The 21,466-nt window shown below is 34.9% G+C and carries 20 protein-coding genes; 1 reads left to right on the top strand and 19 read right to left on the bottom strand.

Going from position 1 to position 21,466, the window contains the following annotated elements:
• Window positions 1–88: 88 nt before the first annotated feature.
• The 11 genes from BUB90_RS18975 to BUB90_RS18925 all read right to left on the bottom strand — a co-directional run bounded on the left by BUB90_RS18975 (window position 89) and on the right by BUB90_RS18925 (window position 10,741).
• On the bottom strand, window positions 89–1,066 hold the full coding sequence (locus BUB90_RS18975; RefSeq protein ID WP_073290359.1) for a GNAT family N-acetyltransferase: 978 nt from the start codon (window positions 1,064–1,066) through the stop codon (window positions 89–91).
• 190 nt (window positions 1,067–1,256) lie between these two features.
• A complete protein-coding gene (locus BUB90_RS18970; RefSeq protein ID WP_073290357.1) occupies window positions 1,257–2,006 on the bottom strand; it encodes an EFR1 family ferrodoxin in 750 nt (249 codons plus the stop codon).
• Window positions 2,007–2,052: 46 nt separating this feature from the next.
• Window positions 2,053–2,889 (bottom strand): class I SAM-dependent methyltransferase, encoded by an 837-nt coding sequence (locus tag BUB90_RS18965; RefSeq protein WP_073290355.1) that lies wholly within the window; start codon window positions 2,887–2,889, stop codon window positions 2,053–2,055.
• A gap of 332 nt (window positions 2,890–3,221) precedes the next feature.
• The gene (locus tag BUB90_RS18960; RefSeq protein WP_084139378.1) at window positions 3,222–3,971 is read right to left on the bottom strand and encodes an ABC transporter permease; all 750 of its coding nucleotides are present in this window, start codon (window positions 3,969–3,971) and stop codon (window positions 3,222–3,224) included.
• A complete protein-coding gene (locus BUB90_RS18955; protein WP_073290353.1) occupies window positions 3,964–4,743 on the bottom strand; it encodes an ABC transporter ATP-binding protein in 780 nt (259 codons plus the stop codon). Before BUB90_RS18955 ends, BUB90_RS18960 begins: the two co-directional genes overlap by 8 nt.
• A 163-nt stretch (window positions 4,744–4,906) precedes the next feature.
• The gene (locus BUB90_RS18950) at window positions 4,907–5,890 is read right to left on the bottom strand and encodes an ABC transporter substrate-binding protein (RefSeq protein WP_073290351.1); all 984 of its coding nucleotides are present in this window, start codon (window positions 5,888–5,890) and stop codon (window positions 4,907–4,909) included.
• A 1-nt stretch (window position 5,891) separates the two neighbouring features.
• Complete coding sequence (locus tag BUB90_RS18945; RefSeq protein ID WP_073290349.1) at window positions 5,892–6,479, bottom strand: UbiX family flavin prenyltransferase; 588 nt, start codon at window positions 6,477–6,479, stop codon at window positions 5,892–5,894.
• A gap of 15 nt (window positions 6,480–6,494) precedes the next feature.
• Window positions 6,495–7,364, bottom strand: a complete 870-nt coding sequence (locus tag BUB90_RS18940) for a UbiA-like polyprenyltransferase (RefSeq protein WP_139241813.1) — start codon at window positions 7,362–7,364, stop codon at window positions 6,495–6,497.
• Window positions 7,342–9,051 (bottom strand): menaquinone biosynthesis decarboxylase, encoded by a 1,710-nt coding sequence (locus tag BUB90_RS18935; protein WP_073290345.1) that lies wholly within the window; start codon window positions 9,049–9,051, stop codon window positions 7,342–7,344. Before BUB90_RS18935 ends, BUB90_RS18940 begins: the two co-directional genes overlap by 23 nt.
• A 313-nt stretch (window positions 9,052–9,364) precedes the next feature.
• A complete protein-coding gene (locus tag BUB90_RS18930) occupies window positions 9,365–10,141 on the bottom strand; it encodes a class I SAM-dependent methyltransferase (protein ID WP_073290343.1) in 777 nt (258 codons plus the stop codon).
• 135 nt (window positions 10,142–10,276) lie between these two features.
• Window positions 10,277–10,741: an isopentenyl-diphosphate Delta-isomerase gene (locus tag BUB90_RS18925; RefSeq protein WP_073290341.1), complete on the bottom strand. Its 465-nt coding sequence runs from the start codon at window positions 10,739–10,741 to the stop codon at window positions 10,277–10,279.
• Between the two features lie 186 nt (window positions 10,742–10,927).
• Between BUB90_RS18925 and BUB90_RS23630 the strand changes: the two genes are divergently transcribed.
• The gene (locus BUB90_RS23630) at window positions 10,928–11,089 is read left to right on the top strand and encodes a hypothetical protein (protein ID WP_170865535.1); all 162 of its coding nucleotides are present in this window, start codon (window positions 10,928–10,930) and stop codon (window positions 11,087–11,089) included.
• Here the strand turns inward: BUB90_RS23630 and BUB90_RS18920 are convergent.
• The 8 genes from BUB90_RS18920 to BUB90_RS18885 all read right to left on the bottom strand — a co-directional run bounded on the left by BUB90_RS18920 (window position 11,071) and on the right by BUB90_RS18885 (window position 21,459).
• Window positions 11,071–12,969, bottom strand: a complete 1,899-nt coding sequence (locus BUB90_RS18920; protein WP_073290339.1) for a helix-turn-helix domain-containing protein — start codon at window positions 12,967–12,969, stop codon at window positions 11,071–11,073. The genes BUB90_RS23630 and BUB90_RS18920 overlap by 19 nt on opposite strands.
• A gap of 205 nt (window positions 12,970–13,174) precedes the next feature.
• Window positions 13,175–14,509 (bottom strand): cytochrome P450, encoded by a 1,335-nt coding sequence (locus BUB90_RS18915; protein ID WP_073290337.1) that lies wholly within the window; start codon window positions 14,507–14,509, stop codon window positions 13,175–13,177.
• Window positions 14,510–14,676: 167 nt separating this feature from the next.
• Window positions 14,677–15,150, bottom strand: a complete 474-nt coding sequence (locus BUB90_RS18910; RefSeq protein WP_073290481.1) for a MarR family winged helix-turn-helix transcriptional regulator — start codon at window positions 15,148–15,150, stop codon at window positions 14,677–14,679.
• A gap of 103 nt (window positions 15,151–15,253) precedes the next feature.
• Window positions 15,254–16,627 carry an MATE family efflux transporter gene (locus tag BUB90_RS18905; protein ID WP_073290335.1) on the bottom strand — a complete coding sequence of 458 codons (1,374 nt, stop codon included), beginning with the start codon at window positions 16,625–16,627 and terminating at the stop codon, window positions 15,254–15,256.
• Window positions 16,628–16,832: 205 nt separating this feature from the next.
• Complete coding sequence (locus BUB90_RS18900) at window positions 16,833–17,759, bottom strand: diacylglycerol/lipid kinase family protein (RefSeq protein ID WP_073290333.1); 927 nt, start codon at window positions 17,757–17,759, stop codon at window positions 16,833–16,835.
• Between the two features lie 142 nt (window positions 17,760–17,901).
• Window positions 17,902–19,065 (bottom strand): alanyl-tRNA editing protein, encoded by a 1,164-nt coding sequence (locus BUB90_RS18895; protein WP_073290331.1) that lies wholly within the window; start codon window positions 19,063–19,065, stop codon window positions 17,902–17,904.
• A gap of 96 nt (window positions 19,066–19,161) precedes the next feature.
• On the bottom strand, window positions 19,162–19,767 hold the full coding sequence (locus BUB90_RS18890; protein ID WP_073290329.1) for an FMN-dependent NADH-azoreductase: 606 nt from the start codon (window positions 19,765–19,767) through the stop codon (window positions 19,162–19,164).
• A 552-nt stretch (window positions 19,768–20,319) separates the two neighbouring features.
• Window positions 20,320–21,459: a glycoside hydrolase family 18 protein gene (locus BUB90_RS18885; RefSeq protein ID WP_073290327.1), complete on the bottom strand. Its 1,140-nt coding sequence runs from the start codon at window positions 21,457–21,459 to the stop codon at window positions 20,320–20,322.
• Window positions 21,460–21,466 lie beyond the last annotated feature (7 nt).

The following is a 21,466-nucleotide window of genomic DNA, read 5'->3' as shown; positions in this document are numbered from 1 at the left end:
AATTGTCATATTACTATGTGTATATTGCATGTGCCTTGGCATAAGGAATCTCGATTTGAACTACATTTTTTGGCTCTAGTGCTCCTATCTACATCTCGTTTGCGTAATCTCTACCATAGGATTCTTTCTCCCAGGAGATAAAAACCTCTAATTCCCAATAATATCTTGGAATTACTGCCTTTTTCTCATATCCAATACTACGATAATATTGCTGATCCCCACCTAGCATACCTGTACAAGTAGGAGATAGTTTCATAACACGATTAGCTGCTTCATGTAGGAGTGCTGTTGCAATCCCTTTTCTTCTCTCCCACCATACCACTGCAAGTGGCTCCAACTCACAATATGGCATCCCATCAACATACCAGATAATTGCCATAGCAACTGGTCTTTTCAATTCATCAAGAACACAGATATCTAGGTCTTTTCTGTAATGTTTCATAAGGCGTAAATCATGAAAAGCTTGCTCCCCATGATCACATGCATAGTCATCTGCTCCATATCCAAAAGATAATCTATGCGTATTAGAAAGATAAAAATCTGGTGTTGTATTTCCATCTGCAAAGGTATATCCCTCAGGTAATTTGACCTCAAAAGACTCTTCCTTAAAAGGTAGAATGTATAATGATTCGCCCCATTCTTCTTTTGTGAATCCTGATTTTTCAACCAATTCTAATAGGGTTTGATTCCATTCTGGCACATGAAGTTTTACATATCTCGTCCGTCTATCCTCTTTTATTCCAGATGCATTCGTCTTGGAGAATTTAATCATCTCTATTAAAAGCTCTCTATCTTCTCCACGTTCCTGTGAATCAAACAGGAAGAAAACCTCTCCATCATAATTACCTTCATTCATTACAACCGCAACAATTTTATCTCCTTCTTTGTATACTCCAACTGTATGCTCAAAGGCATGATAATGACCAGTGAACGCTGGATGCAAACCAAACGTAAACTCCTGCCTACTAAGTCCCCACACAGGATATTCCAGGTTATAAGATGCTAATACCAATTGTTCAATCTCTTCAAAATCTTCTTCCTTATAAAAACTAAATTCATAACCCACTTGTATTCCTCCTAACATTGAATCATAGTTACAATGATTATCTATCTGCACTTGTATATTCTAGCATAGCAACCCTTTAACCGTAAATGACAGGAACAGTTATAACTGTTCCTGTCATAGTTTCATAAACATTAAGTCAAAGGGGGTAAATTAATACCATACACTACAACTTATATCATAATATCTTGCATTATAACTTCATTGCATTATATCGATTTCTTCCCTTTGTATTCTTCTTATATTCAATTGCTTCACTAGGGCATCTACATATACAAGCCATACAATGGGTACAATTCTTCCCCCATTGAGGTTTTCCCTCAACTAACTGTATATTATTTAGAGGGCAAAGCTGAGCACATTTACCACAACTAATACATTGATCCGTACTATGAAACCCCTTCGCACTGACAAACATGGAATAAAACATCGTGTTAATTATTCCACTCTTCGTTCTTCCCATGAATGGAACTTTCTCATCCTTAAGTTCCCTGCTATTCCTGATTGATTCTGCTACAAGGTTAATTTTCTCCTTTGCTTTGTTAACAATTACTCTAGCTTCTTCATCCTGTGTCGGATTGTACATGACAATATAGTTATCCGGCATCACAATAGCGGCAAATCCCTTAAGATTAAAGCCCTTTTCTTTGCAAAGTTTCTTCACATACTGTTTTGCATCTCCAGTTTCTGCCCCGCAAGTCAGTATAAAGTAAGCATCTTTTGTTCCAGTAAATTGTGTATTTCTTATATATTCTTCTATTACCTTTGGTATCCTCCAAGCATATGTAGGACAGACAAACACAAGTGGGTTTTCCGATTGTAAGGAATCACTCGTTCCCTTTCTTAATTGCTCGTTCATTGACACAATTTCATCCTTCGTAATTGATTGAATCAGCTCTGCCGTATAACTACTATTTCCCGTACCTGTGAAATATAAAATCATATCTTCTCTCCGTTTCTTTATTCTCTCACAATTATATCATAAGCCTCTATTTTTCTGCAATCACAGTAAGCCACTCGCTCTCATTACTATTTGATTCACCAGTTAGACTATTAATTACATTTACCTTAGTAAAACCCGCTTCTAATACTATGGTTTCAATATCTTTCTTTGTATAATTATGAAACCAATTTGGATACACCTTTATCTCCTCCTCATCCATTACGATATATTGATCTAGCCAGATATTATCTTCATATGCAAAGCCTTCTTCTAATACAAGATGTCTATTCCCTCTCCAAAAGCCATTCTCACTAATATACCATTTATTGCTCAATCCACTCTTCTTTCTATGTACTGGTGTTGTTACATCGAAGATAAACACTCCCTCTGGTTTTAAGGCCTCCCTTACAATTCTAAATATTTGCTCTCGTTCATAACCTGAGAAAGTATTGATCTCTCCATAGATTTGCATTACAACATCAAACTGCTTATTATAGTTAAGCTGGAACATATCTTCACATCTGTATTCAATTTGCAAATTCTCCTGTTTTGCATGATTCCTTGCATATTGAATCGTATTCTCTGAGAAATCTATTCCTGTAATACTATGTCCAAGTTGAAACAATCTTTCTGCATATAACCCTGGTCCACATCCTAAATCAAGTATGGTGCTATTCTTTTTTATTGCCTTGTTGATAAAATCTACTGTTTTCTCAATTGCCTCTATATTTCTCGATGCTCCGTCTGATGTTTTATCTAGGTGAGCTTTGAGCATCTGCTTTGCAATATACTCTTCTGTCCAGATATTTCCCGTCCCTCTTTCAAAAACATATGGCTTATTACTAAGTGCTACAATCTGTTTCATAACATTGTTTGTTATCATACTGCCATCTCCTTATTAATTCTGTAATCCAGTTATAAATATCAAAAAAAGCTGTAGATTTTACTCTACAGCTTCATCATAAAATGATAATATATCACCGAATAGTAAAATAAAATTACATATTAATAAACCGGTAACCAAACTAAACTATTAATAAAAATAGTCTTTACCAAGTATATTAATTTATTAATTCTATTCTACCTCTCCGTACTACTTATGTCTTTGAATAACCAACACTAAGTGAGCCGAATACACTACCACCTTTCATAATCTAGATTATATTACTACTATAGCATATTTAACCGGTGTTGTAAATAATTCCTTAATTTGTCCTATAAACTGCTCCATCTACAAATCTTATCCGCAATTATATCAATAGAAACAAAAAGAATAAACCCAACAATTGAGATTACTATAATTCCAAGATACATATCAATATAATTAATTCTTGACCAAGCATCTAGAATATAATAACCCATTCCATGCTTTGTACCATATGCCTCAATGAAAAACAAAATAGATACTGCTGTTCCAAGAGACACTCTAATATTAGTAAGTAACTCTGGTAGAATCGCCGGTAATGTGACATGACGAATAATCTGTCTCTTATTAGCACCTGCACTCCTAGTCACTTGATACATGGTTCTGTCTATATGTGATACACTGTCTCTAACGGAGACAATAACCTGAAAAACAATAATCAAAAAGATGATTGCTATCTTAGACCCATCACGCATGCCCCATAATAACATAGTAACTGGCAACAGCGCAGTCTTTGGAATTGGATAACTAAAATAAATCAATGGATATAATATTTTATTTGCAATCTTTGAATACCCCATTAGTATTCCAATTGGTACACCGACCAAAAGTGAAAGAAGCAGACCTAAACCAATCCTTTTTAAACTTGCACCAATATGAATATAAATATTATCTTCAAAGATAGTAGGAAACTGCTTATAGACTAGAATCGGATTCGGAATAACATTTATATCTAATACTGTGGATGCCAACCACCACAATAGATTGATTAATAAAAAACCTTGTACAAAAATTATACCGTGTTTAATAAGTCTATTCACTTGTCTGTTCCCCCACTTCTGTCTTAATCAATTGCTTTCGTAGTAGTTGTTTTGCAGCAAGGTACTCTAAACTTTGTGGACTCAGCTGTCCAAAGTAAGGATTATCCATCTGGTGTTTGATATTCCCCTTATCTGTTCCCATAACAATTATTCTATTCCCTAGATAAAGAGCTTCTTCAATACTATGTGTAACTAATACTGTAGTAGGTTTATGCTGATTCCATATCTTTAAAAATAACTCTCTCGCTTCTTCACGAGTAATCTCATCTAATGCAGAAAACGGTTCGTCCATCAACAATAGATCTGGACGCATAATAAAGGCTCTTGCAATTGCAGCTCTTTGCGCCTGTCCCCCACTTAATTCTTTGGGATATTTGTGAAGTAACTTTTCAATATCTAAAGATTTATAGATGTTTGTTATTTCTTTAATTCGGCTCTCACTCACCTGTTCCTTACGAATTCTTAATGGTAATAAGCAATTCTCTTTTACCGTCTTCCAAGGAAGCAATCCGCAGTTTTGTGGAATAATTCCAATCTTATGAATCTTTGGATTCAAGGGTTTACTTTGTTGTTCTTTCACATAAACTATGTCTCCACTTGTAGAAGTTATGGTTCCAGCAAGGGTATTGACTAGGGTTGATTTACCGCAACCGGAAGTCCCCAGTATCACTACCGATTCTCCCTGTTCTATCTGCAAAGAGAAGTTATTAATCACGTTTATTGTTTCTTTTTTCCTCTTATAGTTTATGGATACATTTTTCAATAGAAGCATATTATTCACCGCTTAATCTAAGATTTTATATTACTATCTCAAACTTCGCACTTGGACCTTTCGACAAGTAGGTAACTGCTATATTCTAGTATAGCAATTACCTACTCCAAGTAAAGTGTTTTGTGTGCAAAGTTTGAGTTACTATTCTAAACTGCAAACTATATTATTTAGATACATCATAAACTACTTGATCATAAGTAAGTGAAGAACTACATAATCCTTTTTCGCTTGCCCAAGTAATTGCTGCTTCTACCCCTTCTTTTGATGGAAGTTCATTTGTTCTGAATTTTCCTAATTGGATTTTTCCACTCATTTCTTCTGGATATCCTGCTGCTTCAATTACAGCTTCTTCGTATTCTGCAATATCCGTGTTATTCATATACTCAACAGCTTCGTTGTAAGCCTTATAAAAATCACGTATTGCATCTGCTTTTTCATCTATAGCAGTTTGTGTGAAAGCACTAATTGCAGGATATAGACCATATTCACTAGCGCTACCTAAATTAATGGCACCACTTTCAAGTGCTAATGAAGCAAATGGTTCTGGCATTAAACCAAGATCGATTTTATCATTACGTAAAAGTTCAAATCTGTCTGGAATTCTATCTACGACTTCTTTTTTCACATCATCACTCTGAAAATTGTTATTCTCTAAGATTTTATCTAAAGTATAATCTATTAATGTATTCTCTGAGATAGCGATACTTTTACCTTTAATCTGGCTTATATCCGTAACACCTGAATTCTTACCTGCAAGAAGAACAAAATCACCATCCGTACTTCCAGTAATCTTAACATCTAAATTAGCATTTTGATACATGCATACTGCAATAAGATCTGCTAAGAACCCGTCTAATTCTCCTGCTTGCAATGCCGCATCTCTATCTTTTGCTGATTTGAAAACTTCAAACTGTATGTCAAGCTTATATTTATCAGCTAATCCATTTTTGTCAATCAATACAAAAGGAATCGCATCAGTTGAAGATATCATTCCAATGCGTAACACAGTCTGTGTATCCTCAGTTGTTTCTGTTCTCTCTACATTATCCTTTTGATTGGTATTATTCGTCTCATTTTTCTTTGCACATCCAGTAATTAAGAAAACCATTACTAATAACAATGCAATTACTTTACTATTTCTTTTCATTCTAGTTCTTACCTTTCCATCTCTTATAATTATTATTATCTATTCCTATACAATCCAGAGTTTTTCCAACTATATGATTAATGATATCCTCTAATGTTTTAGGATGATTGTAAAACCCTGGCATCGCTGGCAAAATTGTTACTCCAACCTTAGAGAGTTCATACATGTTTTTTAGATGAATGGTTGAGAGAGGTGTTTCTCTCGGTACAATCACTAATTTTCTTTGTTCTTTCATCATCACATCTGCTGCACGAGTTAACAGAGATTTCGTTATCCCATTCGCTATCTCAGCCATAGTAGACATAGAACAAGGAATAATAATCATACCATCGCAGCGGTATGATCCGCTAGCAACTGCCGAGAACATATTATTATTATCTTCTAAGGTAATCGAAGTATCAGGAGATTTTTCATTCCAAATCTTAATTTGCTCTTCTAAGCCAACTCCTGTTTCATATTTAAGTACCTGACTACCATTTTCCGAAGCGATAACATGTATTTCTATTTGATATTCCAGTAATACTTCAATTAGGCGAAGGAAATAGGCACTACCACTTGCTCCGGTAAGCCCTATTATTATTTTTTTCATACTATACCTCGTATTTTATATAAACGCATCTGCAAGTCCAAATACTAGTAAAACGATACTAACAATTTGGTTGATACTGTAGGATGCTATATTAACGTTTGTTAGGTTTGTAGGGGATACTATTTTATATTCTGCAATAAATAATCCGGCAATACTGAATAAGCCTAGGTAGTAAATGATTCCGAATTGTGGAACCAATATTCCTATCACTAATAGGCATAATAAAGTGACGATATGAAAAAGTTTAGCAATCAACAAAGCACCTGCCACACCAAATTTTGCAGGAATGGAATGTAGCCCATTCTCTCTATCAAAATCGTAATCCTGTGAACCATATATGATATCAAACCCAGCAACCCAAAGAGTATTAGCAGCTCCCATAAATAATGGAACTAAGCTCAATTCCCCTGTAATCGCTAGCCAAGCACCAACTGGTGCACAAGCACAAGTAACCCCCAGTACTAAATGGCATAAAAATGTGAATCGTTTACAATACGAGTAGATAATCATTAAGAATAGGGCGATTGGAGACAGTAATAAACAAATCCAGTTCAACTTGTATGCACCAAATAGCATAACTAAAAAACAAACCGCAGTGAATATAATTACTTCTGTTTTTTTCATCTCTCCTTTTGGTAATTGGCGTCCAGCAGTCCTTGGATTTCGTGCATCAATCTCCGCATCAATCACTCGATTAATGGCATTGGCACCTGTTCTGGCCCCCATAAAGCATACTAAAATCCATATCAAGGTTGAAATCTCTGGTAACCCCTTTGCTGCTATTACCATTGAAACAAGTGCAAAACTTAAAGAAAATATTGTATGTGAAAACATAACAAGTTTACCATACTCTTTTAATTTATTAATTATTTTCACCAATACCATAACTATCCCATCTTTCATCTACCATTTTTTTTATCTCATCACTCATCTTAATATCATTTGGCCAATCTCTTGTTAGTCCTTCTTCTCGCCATTTTTTCGTAGCATCAATGCCAATCTTGTTATCAATGACCGTAATATCTCTTTTGGCATCTATATTATTAAATACTTTCCACATAACAGTAGATAAGTCATTCTTATCAACATCATCATCGACTACTATCACAAATTTATCAGAATTATGATTTAAAAACTCTACAGCGGTATCTATTCCCTTATAAGGCCTGTCTTTGTTTATGGTAAGTATCTGATACGTGTTGGTTACCTTGTTGTCCTTTACCTTATTCGTCACAGTACAATCAACGCCAAGTCTACTACCATACAATGCCTTATCAGAAGAATGGTCTAATGCATCTAGTGGTCCTTCTGATAGTATTAAACTCTCTCTACCTTGCACATTACTTAGTACTGCATCACGAACTTCCTTCAAATTCTGTACATCAATTGTTTCATCAACCACAACAATTAATTTCGTATACATCATCTGGCCCATTCCCCAGATGCTACTCATTACTTTACGCGCGCATCCTGGATACTTATTACGTATGGATACGATAGCACAGTTATGAAATACACCTTCTAATGGTAAATTAAGATCGACTAATTCTGGCATTTGCATACGAAGAACTGGTAAAAAGAGACGTTCTGTCGCCTTAGCCATATAGCAATCCTCCATCGGTGGTTTTCCAACGATTGTAGCTGGGTAAATTGCATTCTTTCTATGAGTAATGCAAGTAACATGGAACTTAGGATAATAATCTGCCAACGAATAATATCCCGTATGGTCACCAAAAGGGCCCTCTAATACAAGATCTTCTGATGGGTCCACATACCCCTCTAAAACTATTTCTGCACTACTTGGAACATAGATATCATTGGTAATACACTTCACCATTTTTACATTTGATTTTCTTAGCCAACCTGCTAGCATCATCTCATCAATCATCTTTGGCATCGGTGCTGTCGCTGCATAAGTAATAGCTGGATCACATCCTAATGCAACGGATACTGGCATTCTTGTATTATCTGCAGCATAGCCCTTAAAAATCTCTGAGCCATCTTTATGCTTGTGCCAATGCATGCCTGTAGTTGTTTGATCAAGAATCTGCATACGATACATTCCTACATTTTGTTGTTTGGAATAACGATCCTTTGTAAAAATCAAAGGAAGGGTAATAAATCTCCCTGCATCTTCTGGCCAACACTTTAATACAGGAAGTGTATCAAGATTCACGTCCCTTTCAATCACTTGTTGGCATGAACCTCTAAACTTACTCTTTATAGGGAAAACATGAAGAAGGCGAAACATACGTGGAATACTTTTTATAAGTTTCTTGATGGATAAATAATTGCTTAAATCTAGATAATTAGCAATCTCGGCACCGATATCATCCAGTTGTTTTGCTCCAAGTCCCATACTCATTCTCTTATAGCTTCCCATTGCATTAATTAAAACTGGGTATTTAGAGTTTTTTACATTTTTGAATAGTAACGCATTCCCGTGTGCTTTTGAAACACGATCAGCAATCTCCGTAATTTCTAGTTCCGATGAAACTTCTTCATGAATCACGTCTAGCTCTCCCGTTTCCTCTAACGCTTTTATAAAATGATGTAAATCTTTATATGCCATCTCTCTCTTCCTTCATTGTTTCATAACTATGTTAATAAGTTCATATTCACATTATCTACATAAAAAGACGCAGATACATTTAATTCTACAACAATATTTTTATATTTGCAATGGGATATTTTGAGGGCTATACCATGGAGAAATCGGAGGATGTTACTTTGTTGTGATAAAGAAACTGCTTTACACTGTGTATTTTCGTAGCTGGTGGTGCAGAAAAAACATCACGAATACAACTGAATACGGAAAACAAGTAAAAAGTACTGCTACACAAACGAGTAAATAATCGTTCGTGTAGCAGTACTTTTCAATTTCCCTATTCCTTGCGTAAGATATCTAAGGTATGTGAACTCGCTCCTAATAACTCTGGTCTCTCACATGTAGATAGATGATACTTAATGAATAGTTCAAAAGTCTCTTCATCCATTTCATTCAAAACAGGTCTCATATAATTCGCTGGACCATCGGCTGCAATTAACTTCATTCTCTGTAAGCCAACTTCTTCATCTAACTTGTTGATATCTTCGATTCTTACATAATCATATAAATCTTCTGGCTTTGAAATTACGTGAAAATCTTCCGTTAGCTTTCCATTCTCTATACATTCTTTGATATTGTTTTCTCTGAAACCATGTATAATTACACTATATTCATTCATAATATAGGCGACCAAAATCACTCCACCAACTTTAGTAACTCGCTTTGCCTCTTTCAGTGCCTTTAGCTTGTCCTCATATTGATATAGGTGATACATTGGACCAAAGACTAACGTCATATCAAAGGTATTATCTGCAAACCTTGACAAATCGAGAGCCGTACCTTGCATTGCCTTCACGCTACTTTTTTTTGACTTTAATATACCAAGATTGTATTTCACTAGTTCGATAGCCGTAACATCATATCCCTCATTAGCCAGTTGTACGGAATATCTTCCTGTCCCTGCTCCAACATCTAAGATTTTAGCACTTGGCATGTCTTCTAGGTACTCGTGAATATATTTCATAGAGGTGATATATTCCACTTGTCCATGTCGTCTTGTTAATCTCTTATCTTCACAAAATTTATTATAATGTTTTTCTAATTCTATTGTCATCTCACTACATTTCTTTCTTTTATAATTTTTTTCTTGTTACAGTTAACTTTATAGTCCATAATAGTATACACTGCCTTTTATTAAGATACAATCTGAAATTATAGTGAGCCTGTCTTGGAGGTTAAATATCCTCCCTTACATAAAAAGACCTAATATTCTATTTTTTTGTTTCCTTGATACTTTATCAAGTACATTTCTATAGGTGTATCGGAACCAGTACATATACTTATCAGGATTGTTTCTAAGTTCATCCAATATCTCAAAAACATTCATCCACTTCCAAGACATAATCTCTTCATTGTTTGGTTCAGGTACTCCATAGTAAAATCCTATATATACATGGTGATACTCGTGTTCATATAAAACATCACCAGGTTCCATTCTATAATAAAATTCAGATAGTTTGTCTAATTTACAATCAAACCCAAATTCTTCTTCTAAGCTTCTATGAACTGCTTCTTCAATAGTTTCATTTTCTTGAGGATAACCGCTACAAGTATTGGTCCAAAGCCCATCTGAGTTATACGTATTAACCGCCCTTTTTTGCATTAATAATTTAACATTCGAGTCAAATATAAAAACTGAAAATGAATCCTTCATTCCTTCACACCTTTCTAATTTCTTTATTATTTGCGTAAATATTTCTTTTTCCAACATCAATTATATAATTAATGACGAAAAAAAGACCATGACGTAGAATAAACAAATATGTTCACCAAACGTCATGGTTTATATCGTTAAATTATAGTAATATAAAAACATAAAATAATTGAGGAGGTATTCATTATGTTAAAAAAATTAAAAAATTCACTTGTTGTACTTTTTTTATTAGGGGCTATTGTATTACCTCTTAGCAATTCCAAAAACTTTAACAACACTACCAATAAGCAAAATACAAACACAGCTATACAGCTTTGTGTACCATCGGATCAACATGATATAAAGTAATATTCATTCTCTATATCCTGTTCGAAAATCTCATAATACAGTATTTTTATCCATTCATGTATATCTTTCTTTTTAAGTAACTTTGCTAGCAAGAAAGATTGTAATAATATTTTTTTACAATCTTTCTTGCTTTCTCTTATGTTAACTAAACATTCAGCTTTAACTGCTAATAAACCAGTTAATGAAAAACCCTCACCTGCTGACAGACAATAACGAATTCCATCCTCGCTTGTTTTCAAGGATTCCATATAGTCTCCAATACGGCCTTGTTCATTTGCTAGATTATAACACGTAAGAAGATATCCTTTCAGATTATTATATAAGCCTACGGTATCCTTCTCATAATTCTCCTTAACAATAGACAATATTCTGATTTTCTCTTGACTTTCTCCAAGTTTTCCCTTCGCATTGCCAATATTGTTCCATATTACTGTCTCCGTTTGGGTTAAGGGCCACCCTTCTAAGCAATTAATCAATTCTTCTTCCGTTAACTGAGATCTTCGTTCTTTGCTTATTCGATGGGGAGTTTCGTTAATGGGAGCAGTTATTCTAAGAGCTTCTAATAATCTCTCTATTAACGCTTCTTGCGTTATCTCTCCCTTACATGCCTCTAGTAAGGACCTACTTCTTAATATGAATTGCTTATTAATAGCTTCTGGTTGATTGAGTTTTCTCTCTAACAATAGAAGTACTTTCCCAGCCCCCTCAAAATCATAGCTTTCCATATGCCTTCCAAAATCCCTCCTTAGCACATGAAGTTCATAATCATTAGATTTTATGAAAGGGTAGTACCGAATTCCTTCCCTCCCCATTGAAGTCATCAACTCTTCATAATGTCTATCTGTTGGCTTTCTTCCTCCTTCAATCCTGGAAACAGTTAACGGATCGCATATATCGCTCAGATCTTCTTGTGTGATTCCAAGGATTTTACGAAGTGCTCGAATCTGACTACCAATAACATGCCCATGAGATATGGGTGCTGGTATTAAGATCTTCTCAGCCCCACTTTTTTCAATATTCCCTATAAGTTCCTCTAAAACTTGTATGACAGAATAATAGAACTTCTTATTCCTAGTATAATCATTATCTTCCCCATTAAGGGCATAATTTAGTTGTATATTTAATAATTCCGCTAAATATGTAATCCTACTCTCTTTGATAAGGATATTAATTGCTCTATCACAGATATATAATTCTGCAAATCTGTTTTCATCCACTAGTTTTTCAGCTAATAATAAAGCAATTTTAGGATATAGACGTACTAATTCTTCATCATCTAATACATTCTTCTCGATATACTCAATCAGATTGAATAAGATGTTAATTGATTCACTTCTTTTTCCTTGGGCATACAAACTCTCCGCTAACAATATAATAAGCATTATCTCCTCATCATGCAAAAGATAATCTAACATATCATCTACTTTAAATTGAGTAAATGTTTTTCGAAGCCCCTTATGTATCAAGTCAATAACATCTTCCGAACTTACATCTTGTGTAATTGCATAAACAATCTTCACCACACAACAAAATTGCTCTAGAAGTACATTTTTGCTTGTATTTCCTATTACTTTTTCATACTGCCCTAATAAATCTAAGGTTTTGTCATACTCTTCTAATAACAACGATTCAAGTATATTCCTACGCAAAAATACAACTTTATATTCAGCCATGGTATAGGATATACCAAATTTATTAATAGAGAAACCCAATCGTTGAAATAGTGCATCGACTAATAATTTTTGTGGTGTACACCTGCCACTTTCTATTCGAACTAGTACTGCCCTATCACATAGTCCTCTGCATAACTTGCTTTGACTGATTCCCTTTGATTCCCGTAAACCTTTAATTAAATTTCCAATATAATTTTTATCTTCCATTTTAAATGCCCCTTATAAGTGATCAGCTATGGTTACAATAATTCTAAATATCAGAACGCAAAAAAAGTATATATTTACAATATTATAATATTAATTCCCTACATTGTCCATTTATATCTGCCAAATTAACCTTAATATAACGAAGCATAAATAAAGGTAATAAAAATCACTTGCACCTCTTGATAAGTGCAAGTGACTCGTTAACTTATATTTTTGTTCTTATATTCTTCTTTTCTACATTCTTCTTTTTTGCATTCTTCTTTATTATATTCTTCTTTTTAACTTTCTTCATTTTAACATTCTTCATAATAAATCCACTTCTTGGCAATGTTGGTATCTGGTTCAACGGAATACTTAAATCTTGATTCGGTACCGTATACTCTATATTATTCACCAAGTAGTCAGTAAAGGCCATCATCACCTTCAATGTTATTATATCACCAGCACATCGGTGCCCCGTATGAATATTCCCACCACCTTGTGGCATCAAATCATATAAGCACTTTTCACGCTTTTTAAACCTCTCTGGATTAAATGTATATGGTTGCTTCCAAAGCTTTTCATCATGCATCATGCCATATAAATCAAGCATCACCAAAGTGTTCTTTTTGAATACGCAATGATTCCATCTAAAACTCTTTATTACTTTTGCTCCAATGAATGGACTAAACGGATAATACCGTCTTACCTCTTGACAAAACATCTCTAGATATATGGGGTCTTTCTTCTTTAATTTCTCTTTACATTCTGGATTTTCATATAGTGCTACCGCAACAAAAGTGATGTAGGTGGCAATAGCAATAATAGGGCGAAGTAGATTAATCAACTCTCTTGCTGCAATCTTTATATCTACAAGTTCACCATTTATATCTTTGCACATACTCATCTGATATAAAGGTGTTTTTTTATCTACCTCAAACATTCCCAATCTAACATCTTCAATAAGTTGTTCTACCCAATGTTCTACACATTTTCTAGAACGTTTTCCCTTTCTATAAAACGAACCTATTCTGCCGAAAGAATAAATCATATATCCAAAATCCTCTAAGAACTCTTTCTCTTTTTCTTTTGGATAAGGAACAGCTGTCCATTCACATACACTTAAAAACAATACCTTTTTACTTTCATCAAACAATTTGATACTCTTCTTCTTTTCCCACTCATTCGCTTGACGATCTAAGTTCTTCACACATAACTCTATTAATTGTTTTTCATATTCAGGTGTTAATAAGGACATGAACAAGTTTTTTCGTTTCAGATGCTCTTTCCCGTCTAGTCCCTGAATAGCATGCTTACCAAATAGTGTTTTCTGAACACGCATAGGCGCTACACCATGTCGTTTGAAATATTTGTCGTTATAGAAGACCTTTGCTGCCTCTACTCCACTTAAGAAGATGACTTTCTTTCCTAATACACGTGAAATTACAATTGGTGACTGATACTTTTTAATGCGGTTTTGAATAAACGGATATCCCTCTCTGATAAGATCTACAGTATGGTCAATCCCTTTCTCTTTTGGAATTCCTTGATTCGTTGGCATACATAATTCCTTCTTTCTCTTATATTCACTATTCTAAGTAACATAAGTTACGCTAGATTCGCTGTATAATCTACATTGATTCTTATAGTATTCGATAAAGTTCTCTCTCATATTCAAAAAGAAAGACATGTCTGCCATTATTTCTGTTCATACTTGATTGTAGCAAGTTATGTTAAGCCATTATCCTTGCTACTTGGTTCTATCCACTGATTAAATATTGCTACTTTATTACAAAGATCAAATAACGTCTTACTCTCTTCCTCTGTAAGAGCACCTAATAGCTGGTCTTCCCAAGAAGTTACAATTGCTAATACCTCCTCGCGGATTTCCATCGCCTTTTCGGTAAGATATACTCGGTAGATCCTTTTATCCTCTGAATCCTGCTTTACATCAACATACCCATTGTCAGATAACTTACCAATGGCTCGTGTAGTTGTTGCCTTATCAACATGTACAACTTTTGTCAAATCATCATGTTTTAAACCATCTTGTAGATATAGCTTTACAAGAAATTGAATTTGCCCATATCCTATATCATATTTTGCAAATTCATGGGATAAATTAGTTACTCCATTACGATAAAACAAACTTATAAAATTTCCTACCGAAGTAATATCATTTACGTTATGCTTTTGATCCATAATAATAACCTCGCCTTTCTCGAGGCCTGCAACCTTTGCTGCAGGCACAAATTTACGTGTGAAAAATCTTGATTTTTCTCACTTTGTTCCTTTATACGTACTTTTAAACCTCGTGATCAGGTATTGATTTGTTGTCTAATAATTTGAACTCATGAATGATTACACCTAATGATAAACAAGCAGCCAGACTATCACAGATAGGTCCCGCAATCCAAACACCTTTTATCCCCCATAAACGTGAGAAAATAATAAATGCAGGGATTAAAAAGATTACTTGCCTTGTTAATCCAATTATCATTGCCTTCATAGGTTTACCTACTGCTTGAAAATAGTTGGACGTTGCCATTTGAACACCGATTATAGGTAGTGCAATTAGATATACTCGAATACCATTCAATGCAATTTCCGTTAACTCAGGATCATTGTTAAACATTTTGATTAATGTTTCTGGAATAAATTGAATCACAAGTGTACTTATTACTAATATAATGGTACACCAAAATAGTCCTACCAAATACGTTTTCTTAGCTCTATTGTATCTTCCTGATCCATAATTATACCCGATAATTGGTTGCGCTCCCTGGTTTAAACCGAATATAGGGATAATAAAAATACTACAGATTGAAGTAATTACTGCCATTGCCCCAATAGCCATATCTCCACCACTAGCAAACAGTGCTTTATTCGAAACAACTTGTACCAAACTTCCCGCTAATTGCATACAGAATGGCGCAAGGCCTATCATTAAGATTCCTCTGGTCGTCTGATTATGAAGATGAAGTTCCGATCGTTTGATTTTGATAGATGATTTCTTACCTTTCGTAAAGTAGAAAAGTACCCAACAAGCTGCTACGAATTGAGATGCCACCGTTGCAACTGCTGCACCTTGAATTCCCATATCAAGACCAAAGATTAAGATTGGATCAAGTATAATGTTAACTGTTGCTCCTATAATCATAGTAAACATACCAACTCTTGGACTACCATCTGAACTAATGGAATGATTCAAACCGAATGCACACAGGTTGCAGATCGTACCAATTAATAACGGTCTTAGGTAAAGTAGTGCAAACGGGGTTGTACGATCACTTCCACCAAAAAGATGTACTATAGAGGGCGCTAATAAAGTACCTAATGTTGCTACTAATAAACTTGCAATTACAATTAATAAAAAGCCATTGTTTAAAGTTTTTTCGGCTTTTCTCTTATCCCCTTTTCCAAGTGCCAATGAAATACTAGCAGAGGTACCAATTCCAACTAACATACCGATACCTGTAATAATATTCGTTATAGGCATTGTAATTCCTACTCCTGTAATGGCCAATCCTCCGACATTAGGAATTTGCCCAATGTAAATACGGTCTACTACATTATACAACATATTTACTAACATACCAATAATTGCAGGCACAGAATATTTAACTAATAGTTTTCCTATTGGCGCTGTACCTAGGATATTCTCATTACTTTGCTTCATGTCTTCTCTCTCCTTTTTAATTAGGATCTTGGTGCAAGGTCACACAGATCCAATTAGTTGTGTGCGCAACTAATATGGTATCATATTTTAGTTGCGTGCGCAACTATAAGAGAAAACTTGATCAGAAAACGCACCCATCTTATATTATCTGAGTGCGTTTTTGATTTCCTTCTTCAATTCTTCAATTCTTAATTCACACTATACTCTATCCGATAATAAATCGAATCGTATCTGGTGAGGTTTCAAATCTCACTTCCGTAAACATCGTCTTCTCTTCTGTTTCGCCATCGATATGTACGAATTGTTTTCGTCTCATCTGGAATACTGCTTTCTTACAACGATATATATGGATACCAGAACAGGTTACATGTTTGCCCTTCTTAGCACTTGGTAATATACTTAGGACTCTACTTCTAGTAATATTCTCTGCCACACATAGATCGATATATCCATCTGTAGCATCTGCTTCTGGGCAAAACATAAATCCACCACCCTCGTACTTTTGTACATGCACCGATGAAAAGAAGATTTTATCAAAGGTCTTGACTTTCTTGTCATCTATGATTATCTTACCTTTAATATACGGAATACCTGCTAACTGTTTTATTGCTACAAGCCCATACGTAAGCTTACCTATTCTTAAGCGATTCATTATCTTTTTAAGTGGAGAATGATTTACCTCGTGGCATACTGCCGCATCAAATCCGATTCCTGAACTAACAAGGAAACGCTTACTCTTACCTCCATATGTAGCAACTCCATAATCCAGTCGCATAAATCTCTTAGGATACATAATCTTATGCAATTCTTTAAGATAATCTTTTGATATATCCATACCTCGTGCAAAATCATTGCTAGAACCAATAGGAATATATCCTAATGTTACTCCATCAAGGTATCGTAAACCGTTTAATACTTCATTCAACGTTCCATCCCCACCTAATACAACAATGGTTGGAGCGTCTTCCATGTTACTAGTAATCTGATTCGCAACCCTAGCTGCATGTCCAGCTTCTCTAGTAAAGTACTTCTTATACTCAAACTTTTGCTCCCTTAGATATCTTTCAATATCGTTCCATATTCGATGTCCCAATCTAGACTTCGCGTGGGAGTTAATTATAAAATGATACATTGCGTACACCTCATCTATAGATTCTATAGTAAATCATTGCACTACCTTGCTGTCTACGAACTCTTCACTATACCTTTCTTTTCTAACATAGTTTCTTATAATTATTGTAATCTCTATTATATTCATTTTCTTACATAACAATCTATGAGATTAAAGCTAAAATCATCTCTTTCTTCGCAATAACAGATCCCTGTACCATGGCAGCACTTCCACCGCCCTTTGCACCTAGTTTTTCCCTTAATATCGTAGCAATCGAACGGGCATCTTCTGTTCTACTACCAATATTAAAACGGTAGCCCTCTTCGTCATCTCCTGTGAAGATTCCACAGATTCCAGAATGCTCTGTTACTAATTGATTTACAGCGTTACGCATAACTTGAGCATCTAGATTATCTTCAAACAAATATACATTTACTTGATCCTTTGGAACTGCTTCTAATTTCGCCTCCATAAGCTCCTGTTTAGCAACAGCTACTTCAGTCTTTAACGATTGATTCACATTCTTTAATTTAGTAACTGCTTCTACCAATGAATCTTGGTTTGCTGATAAGGAAGATGTAAGCTCTGATAAGATTACCGTTTTCTGACGATATTCTTCTAATGCACGGAACCCACATAGAATACTAATTCGGACTCCGCCCTTGTAATTTTGCATATTCAGAATCTTTAACATCATAATCTCACCAGTTCTTCTCACATGAGGTGCACAACAAGCACACACATCCACACCTGCTATGGTGACAATACGTACTTGTCCATCTATTTCAATCTTGCTACGATAGTTCAAATCAGATAACTCCTCTTTTGAAGGAAATGTCACTTGTACTGGGATATTTTTAAGAATCATTTCATTTGCAGCGTATTCAATATCTGCCGCTTCCTCTGCAGTTAGTACTCCATTAAAATCCATCGTTACAATCTGATCACTTAGGTGAAATCCTACGTTATCGTACCCAAACTTCTTATTCACTAGTCCAGAAAAGATATGCTCTCCTGAATGTTGTTGCATATTGCTAAAACGATGTTTCCAATCAATACAGCCATGTACTTTTTCGCCCACTTGTAATGGTGCTTCTAATGTATGCACAATAACATCATCTTGGATTTGAACATTGATAACAGGTATATCCTGAATTGTCCCCTTATCTGGACTTTGTCCCCCCTCTTCTGGGAAGAAGAGGGTTTGATCTAAGATAACTTGGTAAATCACCTGTTGATCTAACTGGACTTCTTCACAGGATAGTACCGCCGCGTCGAACTCTATAGCATATGCATCCAAATCATACAATTTCTTTGTTTGCTTCATCTCTATTAATCTCCTTTGTTTCTGGTCTCATTCACATTGATAAAGACATTTTATCGCAAACAAAGAAATAATACCAGTGTAAATACTGGTGAGTAATCAAAACTCTTTTGCTACATTCATAGCCCTTATTATTGCCTGATTAAGAATTGCCTCTACATCTTCTGATTTATCATCTAGTTTGTCCGCTGCTATTGTTGTAAAATCAGTAATTCCAAAGAATGCAAAAATAGTTCTTAAATACCGATCACCCATCTCATATTCTTTTGCTGGACCTTCTGAATAATTCCCCCCTCGAGAGACAATATGAACTGCTTTTTTCCCTTTACAAAGACCTACTGGTCCGTTTTCTGTATATTTAAAGGTAATTCCGCTAGCACATACATAATCCATGTATGCTTTTAATATAGCAGGAATACTTAGATTCCACATGGGAGCTGCAATAATGTACTTGTCTGCATCAACAAATTGATACACATATTTTAGTATAGAATTCTTCCTAGCTTCATCGTCTTTTTTTCCTAATAATTTCTCTAAATCCTCTGGTCTTAAAAATCCAATTCTTTCTTTGTACAAATCTAAAACAATTACCTCATCATCAGGATTATTTTTCTTATACTCTTCTACAAAACGATCTGATATCTTAAAAGTTCTTGAATCCCCATATTTTTTAATATTTGCTTTAATGTATAATATTTTTTTCATCTTGGTCTCCTTCTAGTATATCTTATGGACAGGATTCAGATGATAAAAGGTCATAAACAATGTTGTAATGAATACTATGAAATATTTATTCATTCACAAATTAAGCTGTACTTGTGTATCATCAATATAGATAAGCAAAACTCTTAGTCGCTATGAGTTGCTTCTTTGCTGACGTACTATGACTAAAAAACGATAGCGAAACATCTATAGTACTTCTTAGTGTGTACTTGATAACATAGCAAGGCGAGGCATGGACGCCGAGCCAGCCTGAGCTTCGGCAGGATGCCGAATCGAAGGTGGTTCCGTCTAATTCCGATACCTTACCTTACACACTTAGAAGTACTTAGGTGTGTAGCGTGTTTTATGTTATAGTACGCCAGTAAAGAAGCTATGCAAATGTATAAGGATTTTGTATAAAAATTTGAAAACACAAGTACATCAACCAGCTTCAGTTGAATAAATATTTCTAACCTTTTGACACTCGAACCACATATAATCCCATCATAAAATATAGAATACATAATTCATCTAAAAATATACTATGAAAGATACTTATTTGAGAATGGTTCCACCTAATCGCCAGATTGAGATATTGCGTTCTCCTTCTTCTTTTAATACTTTCGTCCAATACCTAAGTGTATCTCCATCTGCGTACCATACCTCATGGGCCATGTTCTGTTTTGTATAGGTAAAAACTATACACTGACTCTGTTCATCACGGTGAATATTATCTCCCTCAGTCGATTGTACAGCCATTGCCTCAACCAAGGTTACTGCTGCAGTAGTACCATCAGAGGAAAAATCAAATCCTCCCGTTGCAAGCGCATACCCTCGGCGATTCGAAACCTTCTTCATCTTATCTGCTAATTCAATTAGAAAGTCTCTATTCGCCTTAGGTCCTGGTTTGGTCCCGTAACCATACAGGTTGTAACACATCATTATATATTCAATTCCTTCTGGAAACTGAATATCATCGACTGGAGTGGAAGGTTCTAACAACACACGCAGAGAAAGATTATACTCCTTTGTTAACTTCGTAAGTAAATGAAGAAAGGTTAGATACTTCTCCCATAAGACCATATCATCACGAATCGCCTCATAGTCGATTTCTATTCCATCATATCCACCATCTAAAGTAACTTGAAGAATATCGTTACTATGTTTCCTCATGGTTTCTTCTGATTCGAATAAGGAATATAATAAGTCGGTACTCTTTAGCGTTGACGTTCCATCCTCTAATTCTTGATCATTTACTATCGTTAGATATGTCGGAAATTCTCTATCTTCAAAAAGTCTACTTATAGATTCCCTAGTTTCTTCTGTAGATTTTGGTACAAACAGACTTCTATCTTCCTTAAAGTAAGCCGCAAAATAGTTTATCTGTTTGATGTATGGTTTCCACACTTGTAACTCCTCTAGTAACCCAGACGTATCCCAATAGGTAACCCAAACACTCACTTTATTCTCATCCTCTATATCCACAACCGATGATTCAGATTCTTGCACGTTCGCATTCTCAGTTCCAGTATTCTCAGTTCCTGCCTTCTGTTTTTCCTTCATCTTAGTGCAGCTAGTTGTACCAACCATACATAATACAATTGCAACTAGATATAACCATTTTACCTTTATCCTATATTCCTTTATCCTATATTTCTTTTTCATGCATTTCTTCTTCATGCACTTCTTTTCCATATATTCC

The organism is Anaerosporobacter mobilis DSM 15930 (assembly GCF_900142955.1).
GTDB lineage: Bacteria > Bacillota > Clostridia > Lachnospirales > Lachnospiraceae > Anaerosporobacter > Anaerosporobacter mobilis.
Note: the sequence above shows the minus strand (reverse complement) of the source record. Positions and strands in the feature narration are given on the sequence as shown.

Excerpts from the sequence above, each read along its gene's own strand:
- BUB90_RS18970 (WP_073290357.1), bottom strand. The coding sequence starts at position 2,006 with ATGATTTTATATTTCACAGGTACGGGAAATAGTAGTTATACGGCAGAG.
- BUB90_RS18965 (WP_073290355.1), bottom strand. The coding sequence starts at position 2,889 with ATGATAACAAACAATGTTATGAAACAGATTGTAGCACTTAGTAATAAG.
- BUB90_RS18955 (WP_073290353.1), bottom strand. The coding sequence starts at position 4,743 with ATGCTTCTATTGAAAAATGTATCCATAAACTATAAGAGGAAAAAAGAA.
- BUB90_RS18950 (WP_073290351.1), bottom strand. The coding sequence starts at position 5,890 with ATGAAAAGAAATAGTAAAGTAATTGCATTGTTATTAGTAATGGTTTTC.
- BUB90_RS18945 (WP_073290349.1), bottom strand. The coding sequence starts at position 6,479 with ATGAAAAAAATAATAATAGGGCTTACCGGAGCAAGTGGTAGTGCCTAT.
- BUB90_RS18940 (WP_139241813.1), bottom strand. The coding sequence starts at position 7,364 with ATGGTATTGGTGAAAATAATTAATAAATTAAAAGAGTATGGTAAACTT.
- BUB90_RS18935 (WP_073290345.1), bottom strand. The coding sequence starts at position 9,051 with ATGGCATATAAAGATTTACATCATTTTATAAAAGCGTTAGAGGAAACG.
- BUB90_RS18930 (WP_073290343.1), bottom strand. The coding sequence starts at position 10,141 with ATGACAATAGAATTAGAAAAACATTATAATAAATTTTGTGAAGATAAG.
- BUB90_RS18925 (WP_073290341.1), bottom strand. The coding sequence starts at position 10,741 with ATGAAGGATTCATTTTCAGTTTTTATATTTGACTCGAATGTTAAATTA.
- BUB90_RS23630 (WP_170865535.1), top strand. The coding sequence starts at position 10,928 with ATGTTAAAAAAATTAAAAAATTCACTTGTTGTACTTTTTTTATTAGGG.
- BUB90_RS18920 (WP_073290339.1), bottom strand. The coding sequence starts at position 12,969 with ATGGAAGATAAAAATTATATTGGAAATTTAATTAAAGGTTTACGGGAA.
- BUB90_RS18915 (WP_073290337.1), bottom strand. The coding sequence starts at position 14,509 with ATGCCAACGAATCAAGGAATTCCAAAAGAGAAAGGGATTGACCATACT.
- BUB90_RS18910 (WP_073290481.1), bottom strand. The coding sequence starts at position 15,150 with ATGGATCAAAAGCATAACGTAAATGATATTACTTCGGTAGGAAATTTT.
- BUB90_RS18905 (WP_073290335.1), bottom strand. The coding sequence starts at position 16,627 with ATGAAGCAAAGTAATGAGAATATCCTAGGTACAGCGCCAATAGGAAAA.
- BUB90_RS18900 (WP_073290333.1), bottom strand. The coding sequence starts at position 17,759 with ATGTATCATTTTATAATTAACTCCCACGCGAAGTCTAGATTGGGACAT.
- BUB90_RS18895 (WP_073290331.1), bottom strand. The coding sequence starts at position 19,065 with ATGAAGCAAACAAAGAAATTGTATGATTTGGATGCATATGCTATAGAG.
- BUB90_RS18890 (WP_073290329.1), bottom strand. The coding sequence starts at position 19,767 with ATGAAAAAAATATTATACATTAAAGCAAATATTAAAAAATATGGGGAT.
- BUB90_RS18885 (WP_073290327.1), bottom strand. The coding sequence starts at position 21,459 with ATGGAAAAGAAGTGCATGAAGAAGAAATGCATGAAAAAGAAATATAGG.